Origin of the sequence: Massilia rubra, from assembly GCF_011682065.1 — a bacterium.
Lineage (GTDB): Bacteria > Pseudomonadota > Gammaproteobacteria > Burkholderiales > Burkholderiaceae_D > Telluria_A > Telluria_A rubra.
The window spans coordinates 1-19,752 of the sequence record NZ_VUYU01000010.1 but is presented as its reverse complement, the minus strand read 5'-3'; the positions used below and the strand labels follow the sequence as shown (position 1 = coordinate 19,752).

At 63.5% G+C, this 19,752-nt stretch carries 20 protein-coding genes; 8 read left to right on the top strand and 12 right to left on the bottom strand.

The window, feature by feature from the left end; translation table 11 throughout:
• Positions 1-10: 10 nt before the first annotated feature.
• Positions 11-1,066: a sugar phosphate isomerase/epimerase family protein gene (locus F0185_RS16545; protein ID WP_167226211.1), complete on the bottom strand. Its 1,056-nt coding sequence runs from the start codon at positions 1,064-1,066 to the stop codon at positions 11-13.
• A 130-nt stretch (positions 1,067-1,196) separates the two neighbouring features.
• Here F0185_RS16545 and F0185_RS16540 point away from each other — a divergent pair, with 130 nt between their 5' ends.
• On the top strand, positions 1,197-1,796 hold the full coding sequence (locus F0185_RS16540) for a TetR/AcrR family transcriptional regulator (RefSeq protein WP_167226209.1): 600 nt from the start codon (positions 1,197-1,199) through the stop codon (positions 1,794-1,796).
• Positions 1,797-1,851: 55 nt separating this feature from the next.
• On the opposite strand, the gene F0185_RS16535 is transcribed toward F0185_RS16540, so the two are convergent.
• The 5 genes from F0185_RS16535 to F0185_RS16515 form a co-directional block, all read right to left on the bottom strand.
• Positions 1,852-2,634 carry a hypothetical protein gene (locus tag F0185_RS16535; RefSeq protein ID WP_167226207.1) on the bottom strand — a complete coding sequence of 261 codons (783 nt, stop codon included), beginning with the start codon at positions 2,632-2,634 and terminating at the stop codon, positions 1,852-1,854.
• Position 2,635: 1 nt separating this feature from the next.
• On the bottom strand, positions 2,636-2,836 hold the full coding sequence (locus tag F0185_RS16530; RefSeq protein ID WP_167226205.1) for a hypothetical protein: 201 nt from the start codon (positions 2,834-2,836) through the stop codon (positions 2,636-2,638).
• A 277-nt stretch (positions 2,837-3,113) separates the two neighbouring features.
• Positions 3,114-4,982: a 1-deoxy-D-xylulose-5-phosphate synthase gene (gene dxs / locus F0185_RS16525; RefSeq protein ID WP_167226203.1), complete on the bottom strand. Its 1,869-nt coding sequence runs from the start codon at positions 4,980-4,982 to the stop codon at positions 3,114-3,116.
• Positions 4,983-5,873 carry a polyprenyl synthetase family protein gene (locus tag F0185_RS16520; protein ID WP_167226201.1) on the bottom strand — a complete coding sequence of 297 codons (891 nt, stop codon included), beginning with the start codon at positions 5,871-5,873 and terminating at the stop codon, positions 4,983-4,985. It abuts the gene before it with no gap.
• Complete coding sequence (locus F0185_RS16515; RefSeq protein WP_166892634.1) at positions 5,870-6,130, bottom strand: exodeoxyribonuclease VII small subunit; 261 nt, start codon at positions 6,128-6,130, stop codon at positions 5,870-5,872. The genes F0185_RS16520 and F0185_RS16515 overlap by 4 nt, the downstream gene beginning before the upstream one ends.
• A gap of 314 nt (positions 6,131-6,444) precedes the next feature.
• Between F0185_RS16515 and F0185_RS16510 the strand changes: the two genes are divergently transcribed.
• Genes F0185_RS16510 through F0185_RS16495 form a run of 4 tightly spaced genes read left to right on the top strand, consistent with a single transcriptional unit; the run spans position 6,445 to position 10,260 of the window.
• The gene (locus F0185_RS16510; RefSeq protein ID WP_167226200.1) at positions 6,445-7,545 is read left to right on the top strand and encodes an aromatic ring-hydroxylating oxygenase subunit alpha; all 1,101 of its coding nucleotides are present in this window, start codon (positions 6,445-6,447) and stop codon (positions 7,543-7,545) included.
• 12 nt (positions 7,546-7,557) lie between these two features.
• Positions 7,558-8,463, top strand: coding sequence for a DMT family transporter (locus F0185_RS35470; RefSeq protein ID WP_167226198.1), 906 nt, complete (start codon positions 7,558-7,560; stop codon positions 8,461-8,463).
• Between the two features lie 10 nt (positions 8,464-8,473).
• Positions 8,474-9,400: a DMT family transporter gene (locus tag F0185_RS16500; protein ID WP_229477062.1), complete on the top strand. Its 927-nt coding sequence runs from the start codon at positions 8,474-8,476 to the stop codon at positions 9,398-9,400.
• An 8-nt stretch (positions 9,401-9,408) separates the two neighbouring features.
• Positions 9,409-10,260 (top strand): sulfurtransferase, encoded by an 852-nt coding sequence (locus tag F0185_RS16495; protein WP_167226196.1) that lies wholly within the window; start codon positions 9,409-9,411, stop codon positions 10,258-10,260.
• Positions 10,261-10,287: 27 nt separating this feature from the next.
• Here F0185_RS16495 and F0185_RS16490 read toward each other — a convergent pair whose 3' ends face one another.
• The 6 genes from F0185_RS16490 to polA all read right to left on the bottom strand — a co-directional run bounded on the left by F0185_RS16490 (position 10,288) and on the right by polA (position 16,948).
• Positions 10,288-11,043, bottom strand: a complete 756-nt coding sequence (locus tag F0185_RS16490; protein WP_167226194.1) for a UCP032817 domain-containing protein — start codon at positions 11,041-11,043, stop codon at positions 10,288-10,290.
• 120 nt (positions 11,044-11,163) lie between these two features.
• Positions 11,164-11,436: a beta/gamma crystallin-related protein gene (locus F0185_RS16485; RefSeq protein ID WP_167226192.1), complete on the bottom strand. Its 273-nt coding sequence runs from the start codon at positions 11,434-11,436 to the stop codon at positions 11,164-11,166.
• Between the two features lie 77 nt (positions 11,437-11,513).
• Positions 11,514-11,780: a beta/gamma crystallin-related protein gene (locus F0185_RS16480; protein ID WP_167226190.1), complete on the bottom strand. Its 267-nt coding sequence runs from the start codon at positions 11,778-11,780 to the stop codon at positions 11,514-11,516.
• A gap of 221 nt (positions 11,781-12,001) precedes the next feature.
• Entirely contained in the window at positions 12,002-12,751 is a 750-nt protein-coding gene (locus F0185_RS16475; protein WP_187362569.1) for a ZIP family metal transporter, read from the bottom strand.
• A 167-nt stretch (positions 12,752-12,918) separates the two neighbouring features.
• Entirely contained in the window at positions 12,919-14,166 is a 1,248-nt protein-coding gene (locus F0185_RS16470) for a DUF4382 domain-containing protein (RefSeq protein WP_167226188.1), read from the bottom strand.
• Between the two features lie 37 nt (positions 14,167-14,203).
• Positions 14,204-16,948 (bottom strand): DNA polymerase I, encoded by a 2,745-nt coding sequence (polA, locus tag F0185_RS16465; protein ID WP_167226186.1) that lies wholly within the window; start codon positions 16,946-16,948, stop codon positions 14,204-14,206.
• Between the two features lie 456 nt (positions 16,949-17,404).
• On the opposite strand from polA, the gene F0185_RS16460 reads away from it, so the two are divergent.
• The 3 genes from F0185_RS16460 to F0185_RS16450 all read left to right on the top strand — a co-directional run bounded on the left by F0185_RS16460 (position 17,405) and on the right by F0185_RS16450 (position 19,628).
• Entirely contained in the window at positions 17,405-17,821 is a 417-nt protein-coding gene (locus F0185_RS16460) for a hypothetical protein (protein WP_187362563.1), read from the top strand.
• A gap of 77 nt (positions 17,822-17,898) precedes the next feature.
• Positions 17,899-18,858: a homoserine kinase gene (locus F0185_RS16455; RefSeq protein ID WP_167226184.1), complete on the top strand. Its 960-nt coding sequence runs from the start codon at positions 17,899-17,901 to the stop codon at positions 18,856-18,858.
• Positions 18,855-19,628 (top strand): BPSS1780 family membrane protein, encoded by a 774-nt coding sequence (locus tag F0185_RS16450; RefSeq protein WP_167226182.1) that lies wholly within the window; start codon positions 18,855-18,857, stop codon positions 19,626-19,628. Before F0185_RS16455 ends, F0185_RS16450 begins: the two co-directional genes overlap by 4 nt.
• Positions 19,629-19,752: the final 124 nt, after the last annotated feature.

The window sequence follows — 19,752 nt, the reverse complement described above, 5'->3', positions numbered from 1 at the left end:
TCGGCCGGCTCTAAGCGATGCCAAGCAGTTGTTTCAGTTGCGCCGCGTCGATCGGCACGCCGGCGAAGTCGTCGAACACCTTGTCGGTGACTTCAATGATGTGGCGATTGACAAAGTCGACGCCTTCGCGCGCTCCCTGGTCGGGGTGCTTCAGGCAGCATTCCCATTCCACGGTGGCCCAGCCGGCGTAATCGTATTGCGTCAGCTTTGAGAAGATCGCCTTGAAGTCGACCTGGCCGTCGCCCAGCGAACGGAATCGGCCGGCGCGGTTTTCCCAGGATTGATAGCCGCCGTAGATGCCCTGGCGCCCGCTCGGATTGAACTCGGCATCCTTGACGTGAAACATGCGAATGTGGTCTTTGTAGATGTCCAGATAGTCCAGGTAGTTCAACTGCTGCAGCACGAAGTGACTGGGGTCGAACAGGATCGCGCAACGCTGGTGGCCACCGACGCGCTCGTGGAACATCTCGAAGGTGACGCCGTCGTGCAGGTCTTCGCTCGGATGGATTTCGTAGCACAGGTTCACGCCGTTCTCGTCGCAGGCGTCGAGAATCGGCAGCCAGCGGCGTGCCAGTTCGTCGAACGCGGTCTCGATCAGCCCGGGCGGACGTTGAGGAAAGGGGAACAGATATGGCCAGGCCAGGGCACCGGAAAAGGTGCCCATCTCGGTGAGGCCGAGACGGCGCGAGGCACGTGCGGCCAGCAGCAGCCGTTCGCGCGCCCATGCGGTGCGCGCCGCCGGATTGCCGCGCACCTGCGGCGGTGCAAAACCGTCGCACAGTACGTCGTAGGCCGGATGCACCGCCAGCAGTTGGCCGAAGATGTGCGTGGTCAGTTCGCTGATCACGAGGCCGTGCTCGGCCAGTACGCCGCGCACCTGGTCGCAGTAGGCCTGGCTTTCGGCCGCCAGTTTCACATCGAACAAGCGTTCGTCCCACGCGGGCAGTTGTACCGCCTTGTAGCCCAGTTGCGCCGCCCAGGCGGCAATCGAAGGCAAGTCGTTGAAAGGCGCGGCCACGTCGCTGAACTGGGCCAGGTGGATACTTGGGCCTTGAATGGTTTTCATCGGTTTTCCTATTCTTTGTTGATTGACAAAGAATAGGACATGGCGGCGTTTCGGTCAAGAGGATTTTTACGTCAGGCCCGCACGGCGAGGCGGTATACTGGCCGGCTGACGAATCAGGCGGGAGCAGTAAATGGCGGGAAGGCCGAGGGAATTCGACCGCGATCTGGCGCTGGTCAAAGCCAGGGATGCGTTTTGGGAGCGTGGTTATGAAGGTGTGTCGATGTCCGACCTGGTCCAGGTGATGGGCATTGCGTCAGCCAGGATTTATGCCGCCTTCGGGTCCAAGGAAAACCTGTTTCGCGAAGCGATTGCGCTGTACGAGGCCGATGAAGGCGGGTTTGCAGAGCGCGCCCTGGCGCAGCGAGCACCGGCACGCGCTGCCATCGAGGCCATGCTGCGCGACGCGGTGCTGGCGTACACCCGGCCGGGGGCGCCGCAAGGTTGCATGGTGGTGTCGGCGGCGACCAATTACAGCAGCGGGAACGACGCCATCAACGCCTGGCTGGCCGGACATCGACGCGCGCGCACCGATTCGATCATCGAGCGGCTGCGCCGTGCCTCGCAGGATGGGGAACTGAAGGCGGACGCCGACGTCGCCGCGCTGGGCGATTGTTACGCCGTCCTGCTGCACGGCATCTCGGTGCAGGCCCGTGATGGCATCGGCAGCGCGCGGCTGCTGGCCATGATTGCCCCGGCGATGCGGGCGCTGGACGAAGCGCTGGCCGATTAGGCTGTCGGACCGGTGTTGCGATCGACTGCAAGCGCTGTCAGGAAGAACAGATCGTTCACCGCGATGAATGTATCGCGGGGTCGGCAGTCTCCTCGGCGGTCAGCTTGACGTACTGCACGTTGAGCGTAACGGTTTCGCTGTAGCGCAGCACGAACGAGTCGCCATCGACCTCGTAAAAACGGCCGGATTCGGATCCATCATCGGCATCGGCGCCGTTTTTGTCGGCGGCGATGGGACGGCGCGAGACGCCTTGCAGCACCAGGCGATCGAGCTGGCCGTCGGCGTCGACGAAAAATTCGCTTAACACGCCCACATACAGCACCGCTTCCTTTGCAATCTCGACGATGGCGGAAATGACGATGAAGTCGGGCGCCTCTTCCTCGGTAAAATCGGCGCCGGTCAGCAGGTAGTACCACGGGGCGTCGTGGAACCTGAACACGGCCCCCCACGGCGCCGATGAGCGGTCCAGCCGAAACCTGGAAATGGTGGCGCGCACCAAGGTCGGGACAAGAAACGACGCCACAAACAGGCTGCCGAAGTAGCTCGCCACCCATGCAAAATTCGCCGCGACCGCTACGGTGGCGTCCGCTTGGCTGAACGGCGAGGCAGAGAGCAGCTTCATCAGCACCAGGGGTTGGAACCGTTGGCTGAAAACGATGTCGGACAAGGCCAGCCAGAGGAGGTGGGCAACAAACGACCACAGCACGGCTTCGGCGACGATTTGGCCGAACGGGGAAAAATCCAGGGAGGTGCGCTCGGCCCGTTTCAGGCGCGTGCGGAAGATAAAGCCGGGGAGAAGAAGGAGGAAAGCGATCAGTGCAGGAAGAGCAATATTCATCCTAGGCGGCTTTTGCCTTCGGTACGAACACGGCCTTCACCGTGGCCGCTGACGTGCCGCGACGAATCTGGAACTGTCCGGTAACTGGCTGATCTGTCGAAACAGCGCTGGAGCGCTTGGTCACCAGGAAGCGACGCAACTCGTCGCGCGCTTTGGGATCGGCAAGAAGCTCGTTGGCAAGGGGGCTTTTAAGCGCTTTCATGGGCCTACTATGCCATAAACAGGAGGCAAACGCATTAAGAGCCTATCTCAGTAGATCGGAGTCGCTGCTGGCGCGCCTGGCAAGCGAGTGCCGCCTCGGTATTCCTTCGGAATACCCTCGTCGTTGCATGGCTAGCCATGCGGCCTCCTCGCGCCTTGCCCTCTCTTTCCATGCATCGCCTACGCGCATGTCGCCATCAGCTTCCCCCGATCTACTGAGATAGGCTCTAACTTGAAGTACGCGAAGTCCTTTCCGCCACTGGCGGAAAGGACAACACTCAGGTGTTATTGACCACCAGGCGAGGCTCGGCGGCGCCGAAGCGCTGGCGGATCGACGCGGCGATGCCCTTGGCGTCGAGTCCCACGCTGGCCAGCAAGGCCGCCGGGTCGCCATGGTCGATGAATTTATCGGGCAAACCGAGGATCAGCAGCGGCTTTTGGATGCCAAGCTCCGCCAGCGCTTCGGCCACGGCTGAACCGGCGCCGCCCATGATCGCGCCCTCTTCCACCGTCACCAGATAGTCGTGATCCTGCGCCAGCTGCTTGACCAGTTCCACGTCGAGCGGCTTGATGAAGCGCATATTGGCCACCGTCGCATTCAACTCTTCGCCGGCCACCACGCTGCGCGCCACCATCGAGCCGAACGCCAGGATCGCCACGCTGCTGCCGCTGCGTTTGATTTCGCCCTTGCCGATCGGGAGCGTGGTCAGCTCTTTTTCGATCACCGCGCCGATGCCGGCGCCACGCGGATAACGCACCGCCGCCGGGCCCTTGTACTGGTAGCCGGTGCTGAGCATCTGGCGGCATTCGTTTTCGTCCGAGGCGGCCATGACCACCATGTTCGGAATGCAGCGCAGGTAGGACACGTCGTAGTTGCCGGCGTGGGTGGCGCCATCGGCGCCCACCAGGCCAGCGCGGTCGAGCGCGAACAGCACGTCCAGGTTTTGCAGCGCCACGTCGTGGATCAGCTGATCGTAGGCGCGCTGCAAGAAGGTCGAGTAGATCGCCACCACCGGCTTGAGGCCTTCGGTCGCCAGGCCGCCGGCAAAGGTCACCGAGTGCTGTTCGGCGATGCCGACGTCGAAGTAGCGGTCCGGGAACAGCTCTTCGAAGCGCACCATGCCCGAGCCTTCGCGCATGGCCGGCGTGATGCCGACCAGGCGCTTATCCGCAGCGGCCATGTCGCACAGCCAGTTGCCGAACACTTCGGTGTAAGTGGTCTTGCCGGCCTTGGCGGGCAAAATGCCTTCGGTCGGATTGAACTTGCCCGGCCCGTGGTACAGCACCGGGTCGGCTTCGGCCAGCTTGTAGCCCTGCCCTTTGCGCGTAACCACGTGCAGGAACTGCGGACCCTTGAGCTTCTTGATGTTTTCCAGGGTCGGAATCAGCGAATCGAGGTCGTGGCCGTCAATCGGGCCGATGTAGTTAAACCCGAATTCCTCGAACATCGTGGCCGGAACCACCATGCCCTTGGCGTGTTCTTCGAAGCGCTTGGCCAGTTCCAGCACGGGACCGGGCAGCACCGACTTGCCGACGTTCTTGGCGGCCGCGTAGAACTGGCCCGACATCAGGCGCGCCAGGTAGCGATTCAGTGCGCCCACCGGCGGCGAGATCGACATGTCGTTATCGTTCAGGACCACCAGCAGGTTGATGTCTTCCTGCACGCCGGCGTTATTGAGCGCCTCGAAGGCCATCCCGGCGGTCATGGAGCCGTCGCCGATGACGGCGATCGCGTGCCGGTGTTCGCCCTTGATCTTGGCCGCCTGCGCCATGCCCAGCGCGGCCGAAATCGAGGTCGACGAGTGGGCCGTGCCGAAGGTGTCGTATTCGCTTTCGTCGCGGCGCGGGAAGCCGGAAATGCCGTTCAACTGGCGCAGGCTGTGCATCTGCTCGCGCCGGCCGGTGAGGATCTTGTGCGAGTAAGTCTGGTGGCCCACGTCCCACACGATGCGGTCGTGCGGCGTGTTGAACACGTAGTGCAGCGCAATCGTCAGCTCCACCGTGCCCAGGTTGGACGAGAGGTGGCCGCCGGTCTTGGACACCGAATCGAGCAGGAAGTGACGCAGTTCGTGCGCCAGCGGCGTCAGTTGGGCGCGCGCCAGCTTGCGCAGTTCGGCCGGTTCGTTGATTGTCTCTAGCAAGTTCATTTACGCTTTCCGCTGCACGATCAGGTCCGCCAACTGGCGCAGCCGATCTGCTTTATCACCAAACGTCGCGAGCGCGTCATGCGCATCGTTCCGCAATTTTTCTGCCAAGACCCTGGATGGTTCCAGGCCCAAAATCGATACATAGGTCGGCTTGTTGGCCGCCGCGTCCTTGCCCGCGGTCTTGCCGAGGGTGGCCGAATCGGCGGTCGCATCGAGCACGTCGTCGACCACCTGGAAGGCCAGCCCGATCGCCCTGGCGTAGGCGTCGAGCGCGCGCATCTGGTCGGGACCGACATCGGCGCCGGCCAGCGCGCCCAGCACCACCGAGGCGCGCAGCAAGGCGCCGGTTTTGAGCTGGTGCATCTGTTCGAGCTGTTCCAGGGTGAGGCTGATGCCGACGCTGTCGAGGTCAATCGCCTGGCCGCCGCACATGCCGCCCGACCCGGCCGCGTGCGCGAGCAGGCGCAGCATCGCGACCTGGCGCGCGGCCGGAATGTCCATGCCTTCGGCCAGCACCAGGAACGCTTGCGACTGCAAGGCGTCGCCGACCAGCAGCGCGGTCGCTTCGTCGTAGGCCACGTGCACGGTCGGTTTGCCCCGGCGCAGGTCGTCGTCGTCCATGCACGGCATGTCGTCGTGCACCAGCGAGTAAGCGTGGATCATTTCGACCGCCGCGGCGGCGCGCGCCAGTGCCTGCGCATCGGCTCCGAACAGCGCGCCGCTGGCAAACACCAGCAGCGGGCGCACCCGCTTGCCGCCGCCGAGCACCGTGTAGCGCATCGCTTCATGCAGCTTGTGCGGAACCAGGTCGGCCGGCGGCAGCAAGGCGTCCAGCGCCTCTTCGGCCCTGGCCTGCACGGTTTTCATCCAGTCGTCGAAAGGGCCGCTCATTGCATGCCCTCGCCGGCGCCATCGGCCGCGAAAGGCTTGAGCATGTCGCCCTCGAGCACCTTGACCTGGGACTCGACTTTTTCGAGCTGGGCGGCGCAGTAGCGCACCAGCTCCGAGCCGCGCGCGTACGCCGCCACCGAGGCCTCCAGCGGCAACTGGCCGGCTTCCATCTGGCTCACCAGCTGGGCCAGTTCGGCCATGGCCTGTTCGAACGATTCCGGCGCCGCTGCGGGTTCCACTGATAATTTCTTTGCCATAGTTACTTTATGTGAGTCCGCGGCATGCAACTTGTGCGCGGCGCGCCAGTCTAATCGCTTATTCTAGAACAATCCATCCTAACGGGTGGCGATATGGCATTTTATCGTATTGAGGCTGTATCGATGAAAACCATGTTTTTCCCTCAACATTTACTTCCCTCCACACCACATTCGCGCGCCGGACCGAGACGGCAGAGCTTGTTCCGCGCTATAATCGCCGGTTCTGTCCGAAATACCGTATTCCGTCGCTAAAAATACTGGTCTTTGGATTCTTTCTCTTCTTTAGCTGATGCACATATAAAAGGGGGGTTGGGATGTCCGATCTGGCTACCCACGCCAAGCTGGCGCGCTCATGCGCGCAGCTTCCGGTAGATGCTTACTTTGATGAAGCGCTGTTACAGCGCGAAATGCAGCAATTGTTCCAGCATGGCCCGCGCTATGTCGGCCATACGCTGATGGTGCCCGAAACGGGCGACTTTGCCACGCTCGCTTCCGAGAATGAGGGCCGCATGCTGGTGCGCAACGGAAACGGGATCGAGGTCCTGTCGAACGTGTGCCGCCATCGCCAGGCGCTGATGTTCAACGGACGCGGCAACGCGAACAATATCGTCTGCCCGCTGCATCGCTGGACTTACGATCTCAAGGGTGAGCTGATCGGTGCGCCGCACTTTCCGGAAACGCCGTGCCTGAACCTGTCCAAGACCGCTCTGCAGGAGTGGAACGGGCTGCTGTTCGAGCAGAACGGCTACAACGTCATGGACCAGCTCAAGGGCTTGTCGGTGGCCGGTGATTTCGATTTTTCGGGCTATATGTTCGACCATGTCGAGGTGCAGACCTGTAATTACAACTGGAAGACGTTCATCGAAGTCTACCTGGAGGATTACCACGTCGAGCCGTTTCACGCGGGCCTGGGCGGCTTTGTCAGCTGCGACGACCTGCGCTGGGAGTTCGGGCGCGATTACAGCGTGCAGACGGTGGGCGTGAACCGTGGCCTGGGCAAGGCCGGCTCGCCCATCTACCAGCGCTGGCAGGAACAGGTGCTCAAGTTTCGTGGCGGCGTGCCGCCCGATAAAGGCGCGATCTGGTTCACGCTGTACCCGAACATCATGGTCGAGTGGTATCCGCACGTGCTGATCGTCTCGACCCTGTGGCCGGACGGCCCGCAAAAGACGCGCAACGTGGTCGAGTTCTACTACCCCGAAGAGATCGTGCTGTTCGAGCGCGACTTCATCGAGGCCGAACGCGCCGCCTACTTCGAGACCTGCATCGAGGACGACGAAATCGCCATGCGCATGGATGCCGGGCGCCGCATCCTGCTCGCGCGCGGCGTCAACGAAGTCGGCCCCTACCAGTCACCGATGGAAGACGGCATGCAGCACTTCCACGAGTGGTACCGCAGTAACCTGGCGCTGTAGGGCGCCGACTTCGTGGCCGCGCTCTGGATCCTGCTTGCGAGCTTTTTGTTCTCGCTCATGGGCGCGGCCGTCAAACTCGCTTCGAACGAGTATTCGGTGGCCGAAATCGTGTTCTACCGCGGCCTGGTCGGCATCATCCTCCTGTATTTTTTCATCCGCCACCAGGGCGGCAAGCTGCGCACCGAGCACTTAGGCGGCCATCTGTGGCGCGGCGCGATCGGGGTGGTGTCGCTGTGGATGTGGTTTTACGCCGCCACCAAGCTGCCGCTGGCCACCGCCGTCACCCTCAATTACATGTCGCCCATCTGGACCGCCGTGGCCATGATCGGCTTGGCCTGGTGGCAGGGCAAGGAGCGCATCGCCCTGCCCCTGCTGGCGGCCATCGCGGTCAGTTTCGGCGGCGTGATGCTGGCCCTGCGCCCGGCCTTCGAAGCGCAGCAGTGGTTCGGCGCGCTGATGGCGCTTGTCTCCGGCATGCTGGCCGCCATCGCCTACACCATGGTGCGGCGCCTGAGCCGCGCCGGCGAACCGGAATACCGGGTCGTCTTCTACTTCTTGGCCGTGAATATCGCCGCCGGCGTGGCGGGCAGCCTGCTGCCGGGCGGCTCGCCCGACGGCGCACCCTGGCATGCGCATTCGCCGCGCGGGGCGGCCCTGCTGCTGTTCATCGGCGCCTCGGGCGTATTCGCCCAGATGGCGCTCACGCGCGCCTGGCGCACCGGCAAGGTGCTGGTGGTGGCCAACCTGCAGTACACCGGCATCGTGTTTTCCAGCGTCTGGGGCATCCTGATCTGGCACGACGTCTTCGACTGGCATGTCTGGCTTGGCATGGTGCTGATCCTCGCCTCCAGCCTGGCCGCCACTTTTTATAATACCGTCACCGAAAAGCGCGCCGCCGCGGCCCGCGCCGATACGTAAGAAAGAACCGATGGCAGCAGCGCTGTGGATGTTATTTGCCAGCTTCGCCTTCGCCGCCATGGGCGCGGCCGTGAAACTGGCGTCAAGCACGTATTCGACCTCCGAAATCGTCATGTACCGTGGCCTGATCGGCACCGTCATGTTGCTGATCATGGTCAAACACCAGGGCTTGAGCCTGCGCACGGTGTTCATCAAGGACCATCTGTGGCGCAGCTTTGTCGGCGTGGTGTCGCTGTGGATGTGGTTTTTCGCGATCGGCAAACTGCCGCTGGCCACCGCCGTCACCCTCAACTACATGGCGCCGATCTGGATCGCCGCATTCCTGTTCTGCGCCGGCTGGTGGCGTGCCAAGGACCATGTGGAGTGGCCGCTGGTCCTGGCCGTGATCATGAGCTTCGTGGGCGTGACCCTGGTGCTGCAACCGGCGATCGCCAGCAACCAGTGGCTCGGCGGCGTGGTCGGCCTGCTCTCGAGCGTGATGTCGGCGATGGCCTACATGCAGGTGCGGCGCCTGGGCCAGCTGGGCGAGCCGGAGTTTCGCGTGGTGTTCTATTTTTCCGCGATGACGGCTTCCGCCGGCCTGGCCGGCACCCTGCTGGAAGGGCGCGGCGCCGCCGTGCCGCTATTTACCGCGCATAGCCTGCACAGCGCCGCCCTGCTGCTGGCCATCGGCGTGTCGGCCCTGTTCGCGCAGATCGCCATGACGCGCGCCTACCGCATCGGCAAGGTGCTGGTGGTGGCCAACCTGCAGTACACCGGCATCGTGTTTTCCAGCCTGTGGGGCATGTTGCTGTGGGGCGATAAATTTACCTGGACCGTGTGGCTGGGGATGGCGGTAATTCTTGTGTCGGGCATCGCCGCGACGTTTTACAATACCCGAAGCACGCCGCGCGGCGCCGCCGTCAGCAAGACCGATCCCATCGCAAGCGAACTCTAAGGACGCCCATGTACACGACACTCATTTCCGCAGCCGACCTGGCCGGCCATATCGACAACCCGGCGTGGGTCATGGTCGACTGCCGCCATGACCTGATGAACCTGTCCGCCGGCCGTGAAGCCTACGCTGCCGGCCACCTGCCGCACGCGCTGTTCGCCGATATCGAAACCGAGCTGTCGGGCGCCAGGCGCGGCGCGGACGGCGTGTTTCGCGGGCGCCACCCGCTGCCGGTGCGGGCCGACTTGGTCGCCACCCTGCGCAGCTGGGGCATCGACGACGACACCCAGGTCATCGCCTACGACGCGCACGGCGGCATGTTCGCCGCGCGCCTGTGGTGGATGCTGCGCTGGATCGGCCATCCGGCGGTGGCGGTGCTCGACGGCGGCATGGCGGCCTGGCAGGCGGCGGGCCTGGCGCTGTCGACCGAGGCCCCGGCGCCGAAAACCGGCAGCCTCACCGAAGGCGCGCCGCTGGTCGCCACCGTATCGGCGGCCGACGTGCTCGATAATGTCAAGACCGGCCAACGCGTGGTGCTCGATGCGCGCGCGGCCGACCGCTTCCGCGGCGAGAACGAAACCATCGATCCGGTGGGCGGGCATATTCCGGGAGCGAAGAATCACTTCTTCAAGGATAACCTGGGGCCGGACGGACGCTTCAAGGATGCGGCCCAACTGAAGGCCGAACTGGCGCCGCTGGTGGGCGATCCGCACAACGCCATCATGCAGTGCGGCTCGGGCGTGACGGCCTGCCACAACCTGCTGGCGCTGGAAGTGGCGGGCTTGCCCGGCGCCGCGCTGTATCCGGGATCGTGGAGCGAGTGGTGCGCCGATCCGGCACGGCCGATTGCCACCGGAACGTAAATCCAGTCCGGCGCGCCTGACCCAGCCTCAGTCGCCGCCGCAGCCACCGCCGCAACCGGCGTCGCCCGCGCCGTCGCACGCTGCTGCGCCGCAGTCCGCATCGCTGTTGCCGGGGCCATTGTCCCCAAGCGCGCTGCGCTGGCGCGCGTGGCGCCGGTATTCATCCTCGCTCACCAGGCCGGCCGCCAGCAACTGCGCCGGCCGCAAGCTCTCCGCATATGCCGGCACGGCCGCCGCGCGCCCGCGCGCGTCGAGGGCGACCGAGGCCACCTCGCCGTTGAACAGCAGGTAGCCGCAGCCGCCCGGCATGGCCAGCACGCGGTCCAGCGCGAACAGGCGCGGCAGGTTGGGGCCGGCCACCGGCATGCGCTCGATGCGGCGCGCCCGCACCAGGCAGGCCGCCAGCGCGCGCCCCATGCCGCCGCTCATTTCGGGCGCTTCCACGTGCGGGATGACGCGCCCAAAGTGCTTGCGGCAGAACGCGTTCAAACCGGTCGGCGAGAGGCGCATCCAGGCGTGCCACACCGAGTCGGCCGCCATCGAGGGCAAGCCGCACGGCAGGCTGGCGTCGCGCACGCAGTCGAAAAACGCCATCAAGCCTTCGGCGGCGCGGGCGAAAAAAAAGGCATCCTGTGGGATGCCTGTGAATTCGTGTTGCGCCGTGCGCTTCCAGAAGGGGTAGAGCGTGGCCGGAAGGTCGGCCATCTGGGCCCGGTACGGCGACTGGTGCGCGACCCGCGCGGCGCGGAAAGTGTTGATGTGGCTGGTGACGGTACTGAGCATGTTCTCGTTCTCCTTTGTTGTTATTGTATGAGCACAGCCTGGCATACCTGTATGACAGCTTGATGACAAGCGCTTGGAATTATTCAGTACTGCGCTTGTCGTTTTGACGACGGCCGTGAATCAGGCCGACATCAGTCGCACCGACGAGATGGAATCGTTGGGAATATCCACCGCTTCAACCCAAGAATAGCGGCCCGGTCCGAATATGCGCGATGCCGGCCCGCGATAATTGCTGTCGCGATAAAATTTCCAGCGGCCGGATACCACGACGAAGGACGACACTTTATCGTTAAAGAAATTGTCATTCGGCGCATTCAGATTCGACTCCGACCCGTACAAATGTTTTTCGCGACCGCGAAAATCAATATGTTGATATAACACGACTTCAGCCATATATCCTCCTTACTAGATAACAGGCGGCAAGCGCAGCCGATACGCGCCACTGCGCTCGTCGCCAACGAATGTCAGGCTTACACCAGCCGGACCGACGAAATGGAATCGTTCGGAATATTCACCGCTTCGGTCCAGTTATACAGGCCCGGTCCGAATACCTGCGACGCCGGCCCCTGGAAATTGGCGTCGCGATAGAACTGCCAGCGGCCCGACAAGATGACAAACGATGAAGTCTTGTCGTTGAAAAAGTTATCATCGGGTGCATTCAGATTGGTTTCTGAAGTGAACAAATGTTTATGAGCACCGTGATAATTGGCATGTTCAAACAGGACGATTTCAGCCATATATCCTCCTAAACTAGCTACGAGGCAAAAGGTGGTCTCGCTTCACCGGATTACTGCTTCAGGGCTTAGTATAAGGAGACTGGCGAGCTAAACAATAGCGCCGGATTGACAGGGACTAAATGCGCTGCGCATTGCCGCCCGAAGTGAATAACAGGAAGAAATTTGATATCCGGAGCGGAATAAACTCCATTGCCAGCGGCAAGAAAATGCCGCTGCGAAGTTTATCGTCCGTTGGTGAGAAACAAGACGATCAGCACGCCCACGCCGATCAACAACACTTGCGGAATGGATTCGCGCACGGTGGCTCGTCTTTGCATCTGCGGCATTAAATCGCTCACGGCAATGTACAGGAAGCCCGAGGAGGCGAACACCAGCACGTAAGGAATCAGTCCGCTGGCGCGGTCCAGGGTGAAATAGCCGAGCAAGCCGCCGGCCACGGCCATGAGACTGCACAGCAAGTTGAACAGATAGGCGCGGGTGCGCGAAAAGCCGGCATTGAGCAAGACGATGAAATCGCCGATTTCCTGCGGGATTTCATGGGCGATGATGGCCAGCCCGGTCACGATGCCCAGTTCCGGATTGGCCAGGAAGGCGGCGGCGATCAGGATGCCGTCGGTAAAATTGTGCATGCCATCGCCCAGCAGGATCATCCAGCCGGCCTTGCCCGCCTCGCGCTTGTCGTGCCCGTGGGCATGGTGGTGACCATCGCCTTCGTGATGGTGCGAATGGCGCAGGATGGCGAACTTTTCCAGCATGAAAAATGCCAGCAAGCCGGCCAGCAAGGTGGCGAACAGGCGGCGCGGATCGGCGCCCGACTCGAACGCTTCCGGCAAGGCATGCAGGAGCGAGGTCGACAGCATGATCCCGACCGACAGGCTGACCATGCGCTCGACCATCTTCGAGAGCAAGGCGAACGAAAACACCGCGGCGGCGGAAATGCTGAGCACACCCCCGATGGTCGTTGCCAGCAGGATGGAAATGAGGGTCGAATCGATTTGGAAGCCTCTTGAACGACACTTGCGACGATCGCAAGCCGGGCATTGTACCGCTCCGCAGCGTCTGCCGCCCAGTTCGGCGCCAATGGCGCCGCCTTGCGCCGGGCGGCAAACCCGGCGCAAGGCCTTACCTTACGGGAATGTTACGGCGTCAGTTGCAGATTGATATTGGCCTGGTCGCCGGTCAAGACATTCACCGACGCCACCGATTTGACGCTGTAGCCGGCGGCGACCGCATCGACGCGATAGTTGCCCACGCCCTGAGTCGGCACAGCGCTGCTGAACACCAGCGGCGCGGTAGCGCTGTAGGTGGCGTACTGCGGCGCGCCGACCGGCAACGATCCGATCGCGTACGCGCCGGTGCCGGCGGCCGCATCCACCGCCTGGATCGCCACGGTCTTGCCGCTGATCACCGTCTGCAAGGCGCTCACATACGGCCTGACGGTCGGCGCGAGCGGCAGCATGCTGACCGTGCCGCTGATCGAGCGTGTCAGGCTGGCCGGCATGGTGATCGGCGAGGCCACCGTGCCGAGGACGATATTGCTGGCGCCGCCGGGCACGCTCACATTGCCGATCACGGCTGCGGCGCGGCCGGAAGCGACGACCACGACATCATAGGCGCCCGGATTCAGGCGGCTGATCGCGAACGCGCCGGTGGATGGATTGACCGAGGTGCTGCCGACCACCCTGCCGTTTTGCTGGGCGCTCACCACCACGCCGCTGGCCGAGAACAAGGTGCTGACGTAACCACTGACGCCGCTGCCCGCGGCCGCCATGGCGCTCACGGACGGCGTCAGCAGATAACCGCCGCCCGCCTTGTTGACGACCGAACGGCAGGCGTCGAAATCGAGCACCAGGTTGTACGGCTGGCCCGCCACGACTTCGAAGTCGCTGGCGATCTTGACGCCGGCCTGCACCGCCGCCGGGGTTTCCAGGGTTGTTTCAACCTTGGTCGCGGTCGGCGTGACGCTGTTGGCGAAGCCGTTGCCGGTATTCGGATCGAGCATCAGGCGCACCTGGGTGTAACGCCCGGCGGGCACGCTGACCGAACCGAGCGGATCGAGCACGCCATTGACCAGGTTGAGCAGATTGATCTTGCGCGCCGGCGCCAGCACCACCTCGGACCAGCCGGGATCGGCATCGGCCGCGGTCGCGCTCTGGTGGACGCGCACCTTCTTGACGGTGACGTTGACGGCGTCGAAGCCGCAGGCCGGGGCATCGGTCAGCGCAATGTTGAGCGTGCCGGCGGTGCCGCCGAGCGTCGGCGGAGTGGTGCCGGGGGTGGTGGAGCCGTTGGCGCCGGGGTTGCCGCCGCCGCCGCCGCAGGCTGTCAGGGCCATGGCGGCCACTACGGTGCTTGCCGTGCCAAGGCGGATAAATGTGCTCTTCATCGTTCCCTCTTTCAGTAGGTAGGTCATTATTTAATAGTTAGTGCGCTTCATCCCAGTTTTTACCGATACCCACCTCAGCCAACAGGGGCACTTTCAGGGCCGCCACGCCCGCCATCAACTGCGGCAGCCTGGACTTGACCAATGCCAGTTCCGCCTGCGGCACTTCGAGCACGAGTTCATCGTGCACCTGCATGATCATGCGCGTGCCCAGAGCGTCGGCCTCGAGCCAGTCCTGCACCGCGATCATGGCCAGCTTGATCAGGTCGGCCGCGGTGCCCTGCATCGGCGCGTTGATCGCGGCCCGTTCCGCGCCCTGGCGGCGCGGGCCGTTCGGGGAATTAATCTCGGGCAGCCACAGGCGCCGGCCGAACACGGTTTCGACATACCCGCGCGCCTTGGCCTGCATGCGCGTGTCTTCCATGTACTGGCGCACGCCCGAAAAGCGCGCGAAGTACTTGTCGATATAGTTTTGCGCCGCCGAGCGTTCGATGCCCAGGTTGGCGGCCAGCCCGAAGGCGCTCATGCCGTAGATCAGGCCGAAGTTGATCACCTTGGCGTAGCGGCGCTGCTCGCCCTGCACCTCGGCCGGCGCCACGCCGAAGATCTCGGCGGCGGTGGCGCGGTGGATATCCTCGCCCTCGGCAAAGGCGCGCAGCATGGCCGCGTCTTCCGAAATATGGGCCATGATGCGCAGTTCGATCTGCGAATAGTCGGCCGAGACGATCACGTTGCCGGGACCGGCGATAAAGGCTTCGCGGATGCGGCGCCCTTCGGCCGTGCGGATCGGGATGTTCTGCAGATTCGGCTCGTTCGACGACAGGCGCCCGGTCACGGCGACGGCCTGCGCGTAGTTGGTGTGCACGCGGCCGGTCTCGCGGTTGACCATCTTGGGCAGCTTGTCGGTGTAGGTCGACTTGAGTTTCGACATGCCGCGGTATTCGAGCAGGATTTTCGGCAGCGGGAAATCCTCGGCCAGCTTTTGCAGCACCTCCTCGTCGGTCGACGGCGCCCCGCTCGGGGTCTTTTTGATCACCGGCAGCTGGAGTTTACCGAAGAAGATCTCGCCGATCTGCTTGGGCGAACCGAGGTTGAACGGGCCGCCGGCCAGTTCGTACGCCTTTTGTTCGAGCTCCATGATGCGCGCACCGAGTTCACCCGACTGCACATTGAGTAGCTCGGCGTCGATCAGCACCCCGTTGCGCTCGATCTTGTGCAGCACCACGGAGGTAGGCAGCTCGATCTGGCGATAAATGAAATTGAGCTTTTCGTCGCTCTCGACATGGCCCTTCATGGCCTGGTGCAGGCGCAGGGTGATGTCGGAATCCTCGGCCGCGTATTCGGTCGCGCGGCCCAGTTCCACCTGGTCGAAGCAGATCTGGCCGGCGCCCTTGCCGCATACATCGACAAACGGAATCGTGGTGTAGCCCAGGTGGCGCAGGGCCATGCTGTCCATGTCGTGCGGCTTGTGCGACTCGAACACATACGACTCGAGCAAGGTGTCGTGCACGATGCCGCGCAGGGTCACGCCATGGTTGGCGAAAATATGGCTGTCGTACTTGAGGTTCTGGCCGACCTTGGGCTTGGACGGGTCTTCCAGCCATGCCTTCATGCGCGCCAGGACCGCCTCGCGATCGAGTTGTTCGGGCACGCCGGCGTAGCGGTGCGCCAGCGGGATGTAGGCGCCCTTGCCCGCTTCGACCGACAGCGAAATGCCGACCATCTGCGCCGTCAGCGGGTCGAGCGAGGTGGTTTCGGTATCGACCGAAGTCAGCTCGGCGGCATCGACCAGGGCCAGCCAGCGTTCCAGGTCGGCCTCGGTGACCACCGTTTCGTACTCGCCGCGCATGACCGGCACCAGCGCGCCCGGGAACAAGTCGCCCTCCGGGGAATTGAGCAGCGCGCGCGGGGCGCCCTCGTCGTCGCGCTGGACCACTTCGCGCAGCAGGGTCTTGAAGCCATAGCGCTCGAAGAAGGCCTTCAGGCCCTCCTTGTTTTCCGGCTGCGCCACCAGGGTGTCGGCGATCGAGACCATGTGTCCGGCCAGGTCGCAATCGGTCTTGACGGTGATCAGGGCGCGGCCCTGTGGCAGCCACGGGAGCGCCTGGCGCAGGTTCTCGCCGACCGCGCCGCCGATGGAGGCCGCGTTGGCGATCACCCCATCGAGGCTGTCGTGCAGCGCCAGCCACTTGAGGGCGGTCTTCGGGCCGCACTTGGCCACGCCGGGGATATTGTCGACGGTATCGCCGATCAGGGTCAGGTAATCGATGATGCGGTTGGGCGGCACGCCGAACTTGGCCAGCACGCCGGCCTCGTCGAGCTTCTCGTTGCTCATCGTGTTGATCAGCATGACCTTGTCGTTGACCAGCTGCGCCAGGTCCTTGTCGCCGGTGGAGACCACGGTATTCATGCCCAGCCTGGAAGCCTGGACCGACAAGGTGCCGATCACATCGTCGGCCTCGACGCCGTCGACCATCAGGATCGGCCAGCCCATGTGGCGCACCACTTCGTGGATCGGCTCGATTTGAAGGCGCAGGTCATCCGGCATGGACGCGCGCGTGGCCTTATATTCCGGATACATATCATCGCGGAAGGTCTTGCCCTTGGCATCGAACACGCAAGCGATAAACGCGGCCGGATAATCCTGGCGCAGGCGGCGCAACATATTGACCATGCCATGCATGGCGCCGGTGGGATGGCCATCCGGGCTGCGCAGATCGGGCAGGGCATGAAAAGCACGGTACAGATAACTGGAACCGTCGACTAACAGCAGGGTATTTTGCATAGTGCCAAAAATGAGGTTGAGCCGGGACAAAAAAGGGCGCGGCAGCGTACCGGTCATTATCGCAGAAAGCGCGCCCGCCCCGAAGCCCGAACCGGGGTCTGACCTCTGACTAGCAACGTTTCCCCCCGGAACCGGGGTCAGAGCTTTAACTTGCAACATATGGCGTGGCATGAACTGGATTTGTCCCATGTCCGGCACCTTTGGGCGGCAATTGCTTGCTTAAGTGCAGCTTGTACGCAGTTTTGAACCGACATTACTGCTTACAGCCGTGGTGTTGCTAATTAAAGCTCTGACCCCGGTGATCGGTTCGGCGGTTTTGTTGCTAATCAGAGGTCAGACCCCGGTTGGAGGGGGAGGATGGCGCGTGCAGGAGTGCGGGGAGCTTGTGCGATGTGTTTCCACAGGCGGGGCGGGGGTTTGTTACAATGGACTACACGATCAAAAGGCGACCCTATCATGCTGCGCACTTCCACTTTCCGCAATCTCCTGGCCCTGTGCCTGCTCGCTTCGGCAAGCCTGGCCGGCGCCCAGCAATCGAAGCCGAGCGACGCCCCGCCCAAGCTCGAACGCCTCGACGATGGCAACATGGCGCCCGCGATCGTGGCGCCGCGCGCCAACGAGCCGAAAATCAGCGAGAAACGCGAAAACGGCCGCACCACGGAAGTGAAAGTTAAATCCGGCAAGAGCAGCTATACGATGAAGGGCACCAATCCGGCCGCCGGCAGTTCGGGCATGGATGCCAACGGCTCAGCCCTGCGCGGCCCCCAATGGCAAGTCGGTGAATTCGACCTGAACAAGAAGAAAAAGGCCGCCAGCGAAGCCGCCGCCGCGACCGAAGCCGCACCGGCGCCACCACCGGCGCCAATCAAGTAATCCCCCCCATCGGCCCGCGCCCTTCCCCGGCGCGCGGGTAACGATATCGATCGACTTACCTTACCCTTCGCTTTCACATGGCAGTTTTTACCGCGGTCACCCTGGATGACCTGACTTTGTTGTTGAAGAAGTTTCCTCTGGGAAACGCTATCGCCATCAAAGGGATCAGTTCCGGCATCGAAAACAGTAATTTTTTCATCGATACGGAGCGCGGCGAGTACGTGCTGACGATTTTCGAGAACCTGACATTCGCGCAGCTGCCGTTTTATCTTCAGCTGATGCGCCATCTGGCCGAGCGCGGCGTGCTGGTCCCCGCTCCGGTGCCGGACCAGGCGGGCGAGCTGGTGGTGCCGCTGCACGGCAAGCCGGCCGCCATCGTCAGCAAACTCGAAGGCAGCTCGCAAATGGCGCCGCAACCGGTCCACTGCGCCGCCGTCGGGACCATGCTGGCGAAGATGCACCTGGCCGGACGCGACTTTGCGCTGCAGCAGCCGAACCTGCGCGGGCTGGACTGGTGGAACGAGACCACGCCGCTGGTGCTGCCCTTCCTCGACGAGCATAACGCCCATCTGCTGCGCGCCGAGATGCATTTCCAGAGCGCGTTCGCGGCCTGCGACCATTACCATCGCCTCGGGCGCGGCCCGGTCCATGCCGACTTGTTCCGCAATAACGTGATGTTCATTGGCGAGCGCCTGACCGGTTTCTTCGATTTCTATTTCGCCGGCTGCGACACCTGGCTGTTCGACGTGGCCGTCACCGTCAACGACTGGTGCATCGACGTCGACACCGGCGTGCTCGACGCGGCCCGCGTGCGCGCCCTGCTCGATGCCTACCACGCGGTGCGCCCGTTCACGGCCGACGAGCAAGCCGCCTGGCAGCCGATGCTGCGCGCCGCCGCACTGCGCTTCTGGCTCTCGCGCCTGTACGACCTGTACCTGCCGCGCGAAGCCGAAATGCTCACGCCGCACGACCCGACCCATTTCGAGCGTATCCTGCGCGAACGCATCGCCACCCCCGCTCCAGGATTGTTCGCATGAGCCGCCTTCCCGCCATCACCGGATGGCACTGGATCAAGCAGGGCTTTGCCCTGTTCCGCAAGCAGCCAGCCATCCTCACGATGCTGCTGTTCGCGATTCTCCTGATGAGCCTGACCCTGGCCACCATTCCGGTGCTGGGGCAAATCCTGACGATGGTGCTGCTTCCCTCGTTCGGCATGGCGATCATGCAGGCCTGTAACCTGATCGGGCAAGACCAGTCGGTCACGCCCGGCGTGCTGCTGACCGGTTTTCGCCAGCCGGCCCTGACCCGCCTGTGCAAGCTGGGCCTGATTTACCTGTTGATCTCGATCGTGCTCGGCTTGATTCCGGCCTTCATGATCTCGCCCGACTTCATCAAGCAGATGAGCGTGCCGCTGGCCGAACGCGGCGCCATCAAGATCAGCCCGGCCGACATGCAGGTGGTGTTGCTGGCCGGCCTGCTGCAAGGGCTGGCGCTGCTGCTGATGTGTTTTGCGCCGCCGCTGGCTTACTGGCAGCACATGAAACCGGGCAAGGCGACCTTTTACAGCGTGTTCGGTCTGTTCGGGGCGATCCGCCCGTTCGTGCTGATGCTCATGGCGTGGGTCGCCATGTTCTTCGGCGCCTCGCTGCTGGTGGGGATGGTGCTGGGCAACAGCAAGGGCGGGCAGATTGCCATCCTCTGGCTGATGCTGCAGTTCATGCTGCTGCTGCAATGCGCGATCTTTGCCGCCTACCGCCAGATCTTCGGCGACCCGTCCCTGCTGCCCACGCAAGTCGAGGCCAAGTAAGAAACGTGGGGGGGGGCCGGACGGGGCCCCCCCCCCCCCGGCGGGGGGGGCCCCCGCGCGGGGGGGGGCCCCCCGCGGGCGGCCCGTAGATGCCCGCGTGGGCCGAATTTTTGGGGGGGGCCGG

Excerpts from the sequence above, each read along its gene's own strand:
- F0185_RS16545 (WP_167226211.1), bottom strand. The coding sequence starts at position 1,066 with ATGAAAACCATTCAAGGCCCAAGTATCCACCTGGCCCAGTTCAGCGAC.
- F0185_RS16540 (WP_167226209.1), top strand. The coding sequence starts at position 1,197 with ATGGCGGGAAGGCCGAGGGAATTCGACCGCGATCTGGCGCTGGTCAAA.
- F0185_RS16535 (WP_167226207.1), bottom strand. The coding sequence starts at position 2,634 with ATGAATATTGCTCTTCCTGCACTGATCGCTTTCCTCCTTCTTCTCCCC.
- F0185_RS16530 (WP_167226205.1), bottom strand. The coding sequence starts at position 2,836 with ATGAAAGCGCTTAAAAGCCCCCTTGCCAACGAGCTTCTTGCCGATCCC.
- dxs (WP_167226203.1), bottom strand. The coding sequence starts at position 4,982 with ATGAACTTGCTAGAGACAATCAACGAACCGGCCGAACTGCGCAAGCTG.
- F0185_RS16520 (WP_167226201.1), bottom strand. The coding sequence starts at position 5,873 with ATGAGCGGCCCTTTCGACGACTGGATGAAAACCGTGCAGGCCAGGGCC.
- F0185_RS16515 (WP_166892634.1), bottom strand. The coding sequence starts at position 6,130 with ATGGCAAAGAAATTATCAGTGGAACCCGCAGCGGCGCCGGAATCGTTC.
- F0185_RS16510 (WP_167226200.1), top strand. The coding sequence starts at position 6,445 with ATGTCCGATCTGGCTACCCACGCCAAGCTGGCGCGCTCATGCGCGCAG.
- F0185_RS16500 (WP_229477062.1), top strand. The coding sequence starts at position 8,474 with ATGGCAGCAGCGCTGTGGATGTTATTTGCCAGCTTCGCCTTCGCCGCC.
- F0185_RS16495 (WP_167226196.1), top strand. The coding sequence starts at position 9,409 with ATGTACACGACACTCATTTCCGCAGCCGACCTGGCCGGCCATATCGAC.
- F0185_RS16490 (WP_167226194.1), bottom strand. The coding sequence starts at position 11,043 with ATGCTCAGTACCGTCACCAGCCACATCAACACTTTCCGCGCCGCGCGG.
- F0185_RS16485 (WP_167226192.1), bottom strand. The coding sequence starts at position 11,436 with ATGGCTGAAGTCGTGTTATATCAACATATTGATTTTCGCGGTCGCGAA.
- F0185_RS16480 (WP_167226190.1), bottom strand. The coding sequence starts at position 11,780 with ATGGCTGAAATCGTCCTGTTTGAACATGCCAATTATCACGGTGCTCAT.
- F0185_RS16470 (WP_167226188.1), bottom strand. The coding sequence starts at position 14,166 with ATGAAGAGCACATTTATCCGCCTTGGCACGGCAAGCACCGTAGTGGCC.
- polA (WP_167226186.1), bottom strand. The coding sequence starts at position 16,948 with ATGCAAAATACCCTGCTGTTAGTCGACGGTTCCAGTTATCTGTACCGT.
- F0185_RS16460 (WP_187362563.1), top strand. The coding sequence starts at position 17,405 with ATGCTGCGCACTTCCACTTTCCGCAATCTCCTGGCCCTGTGCCTGCTC.
- F0185_RS16455 (WP_167226184.1), top strand. The coding sequence starts at position 17,899 with ATGGCAGTTTTTACCGCGGTCACCCTGGATGACCTGACTTTGTTGTTG.
- F0185_RS16450 (WP_167226182.1), top strand. The coding sequence starts at position 18,855 with ATGAGCCGCCTTCCCGCCATCACCGGATGGCACTGGATCAAGCAGGGC.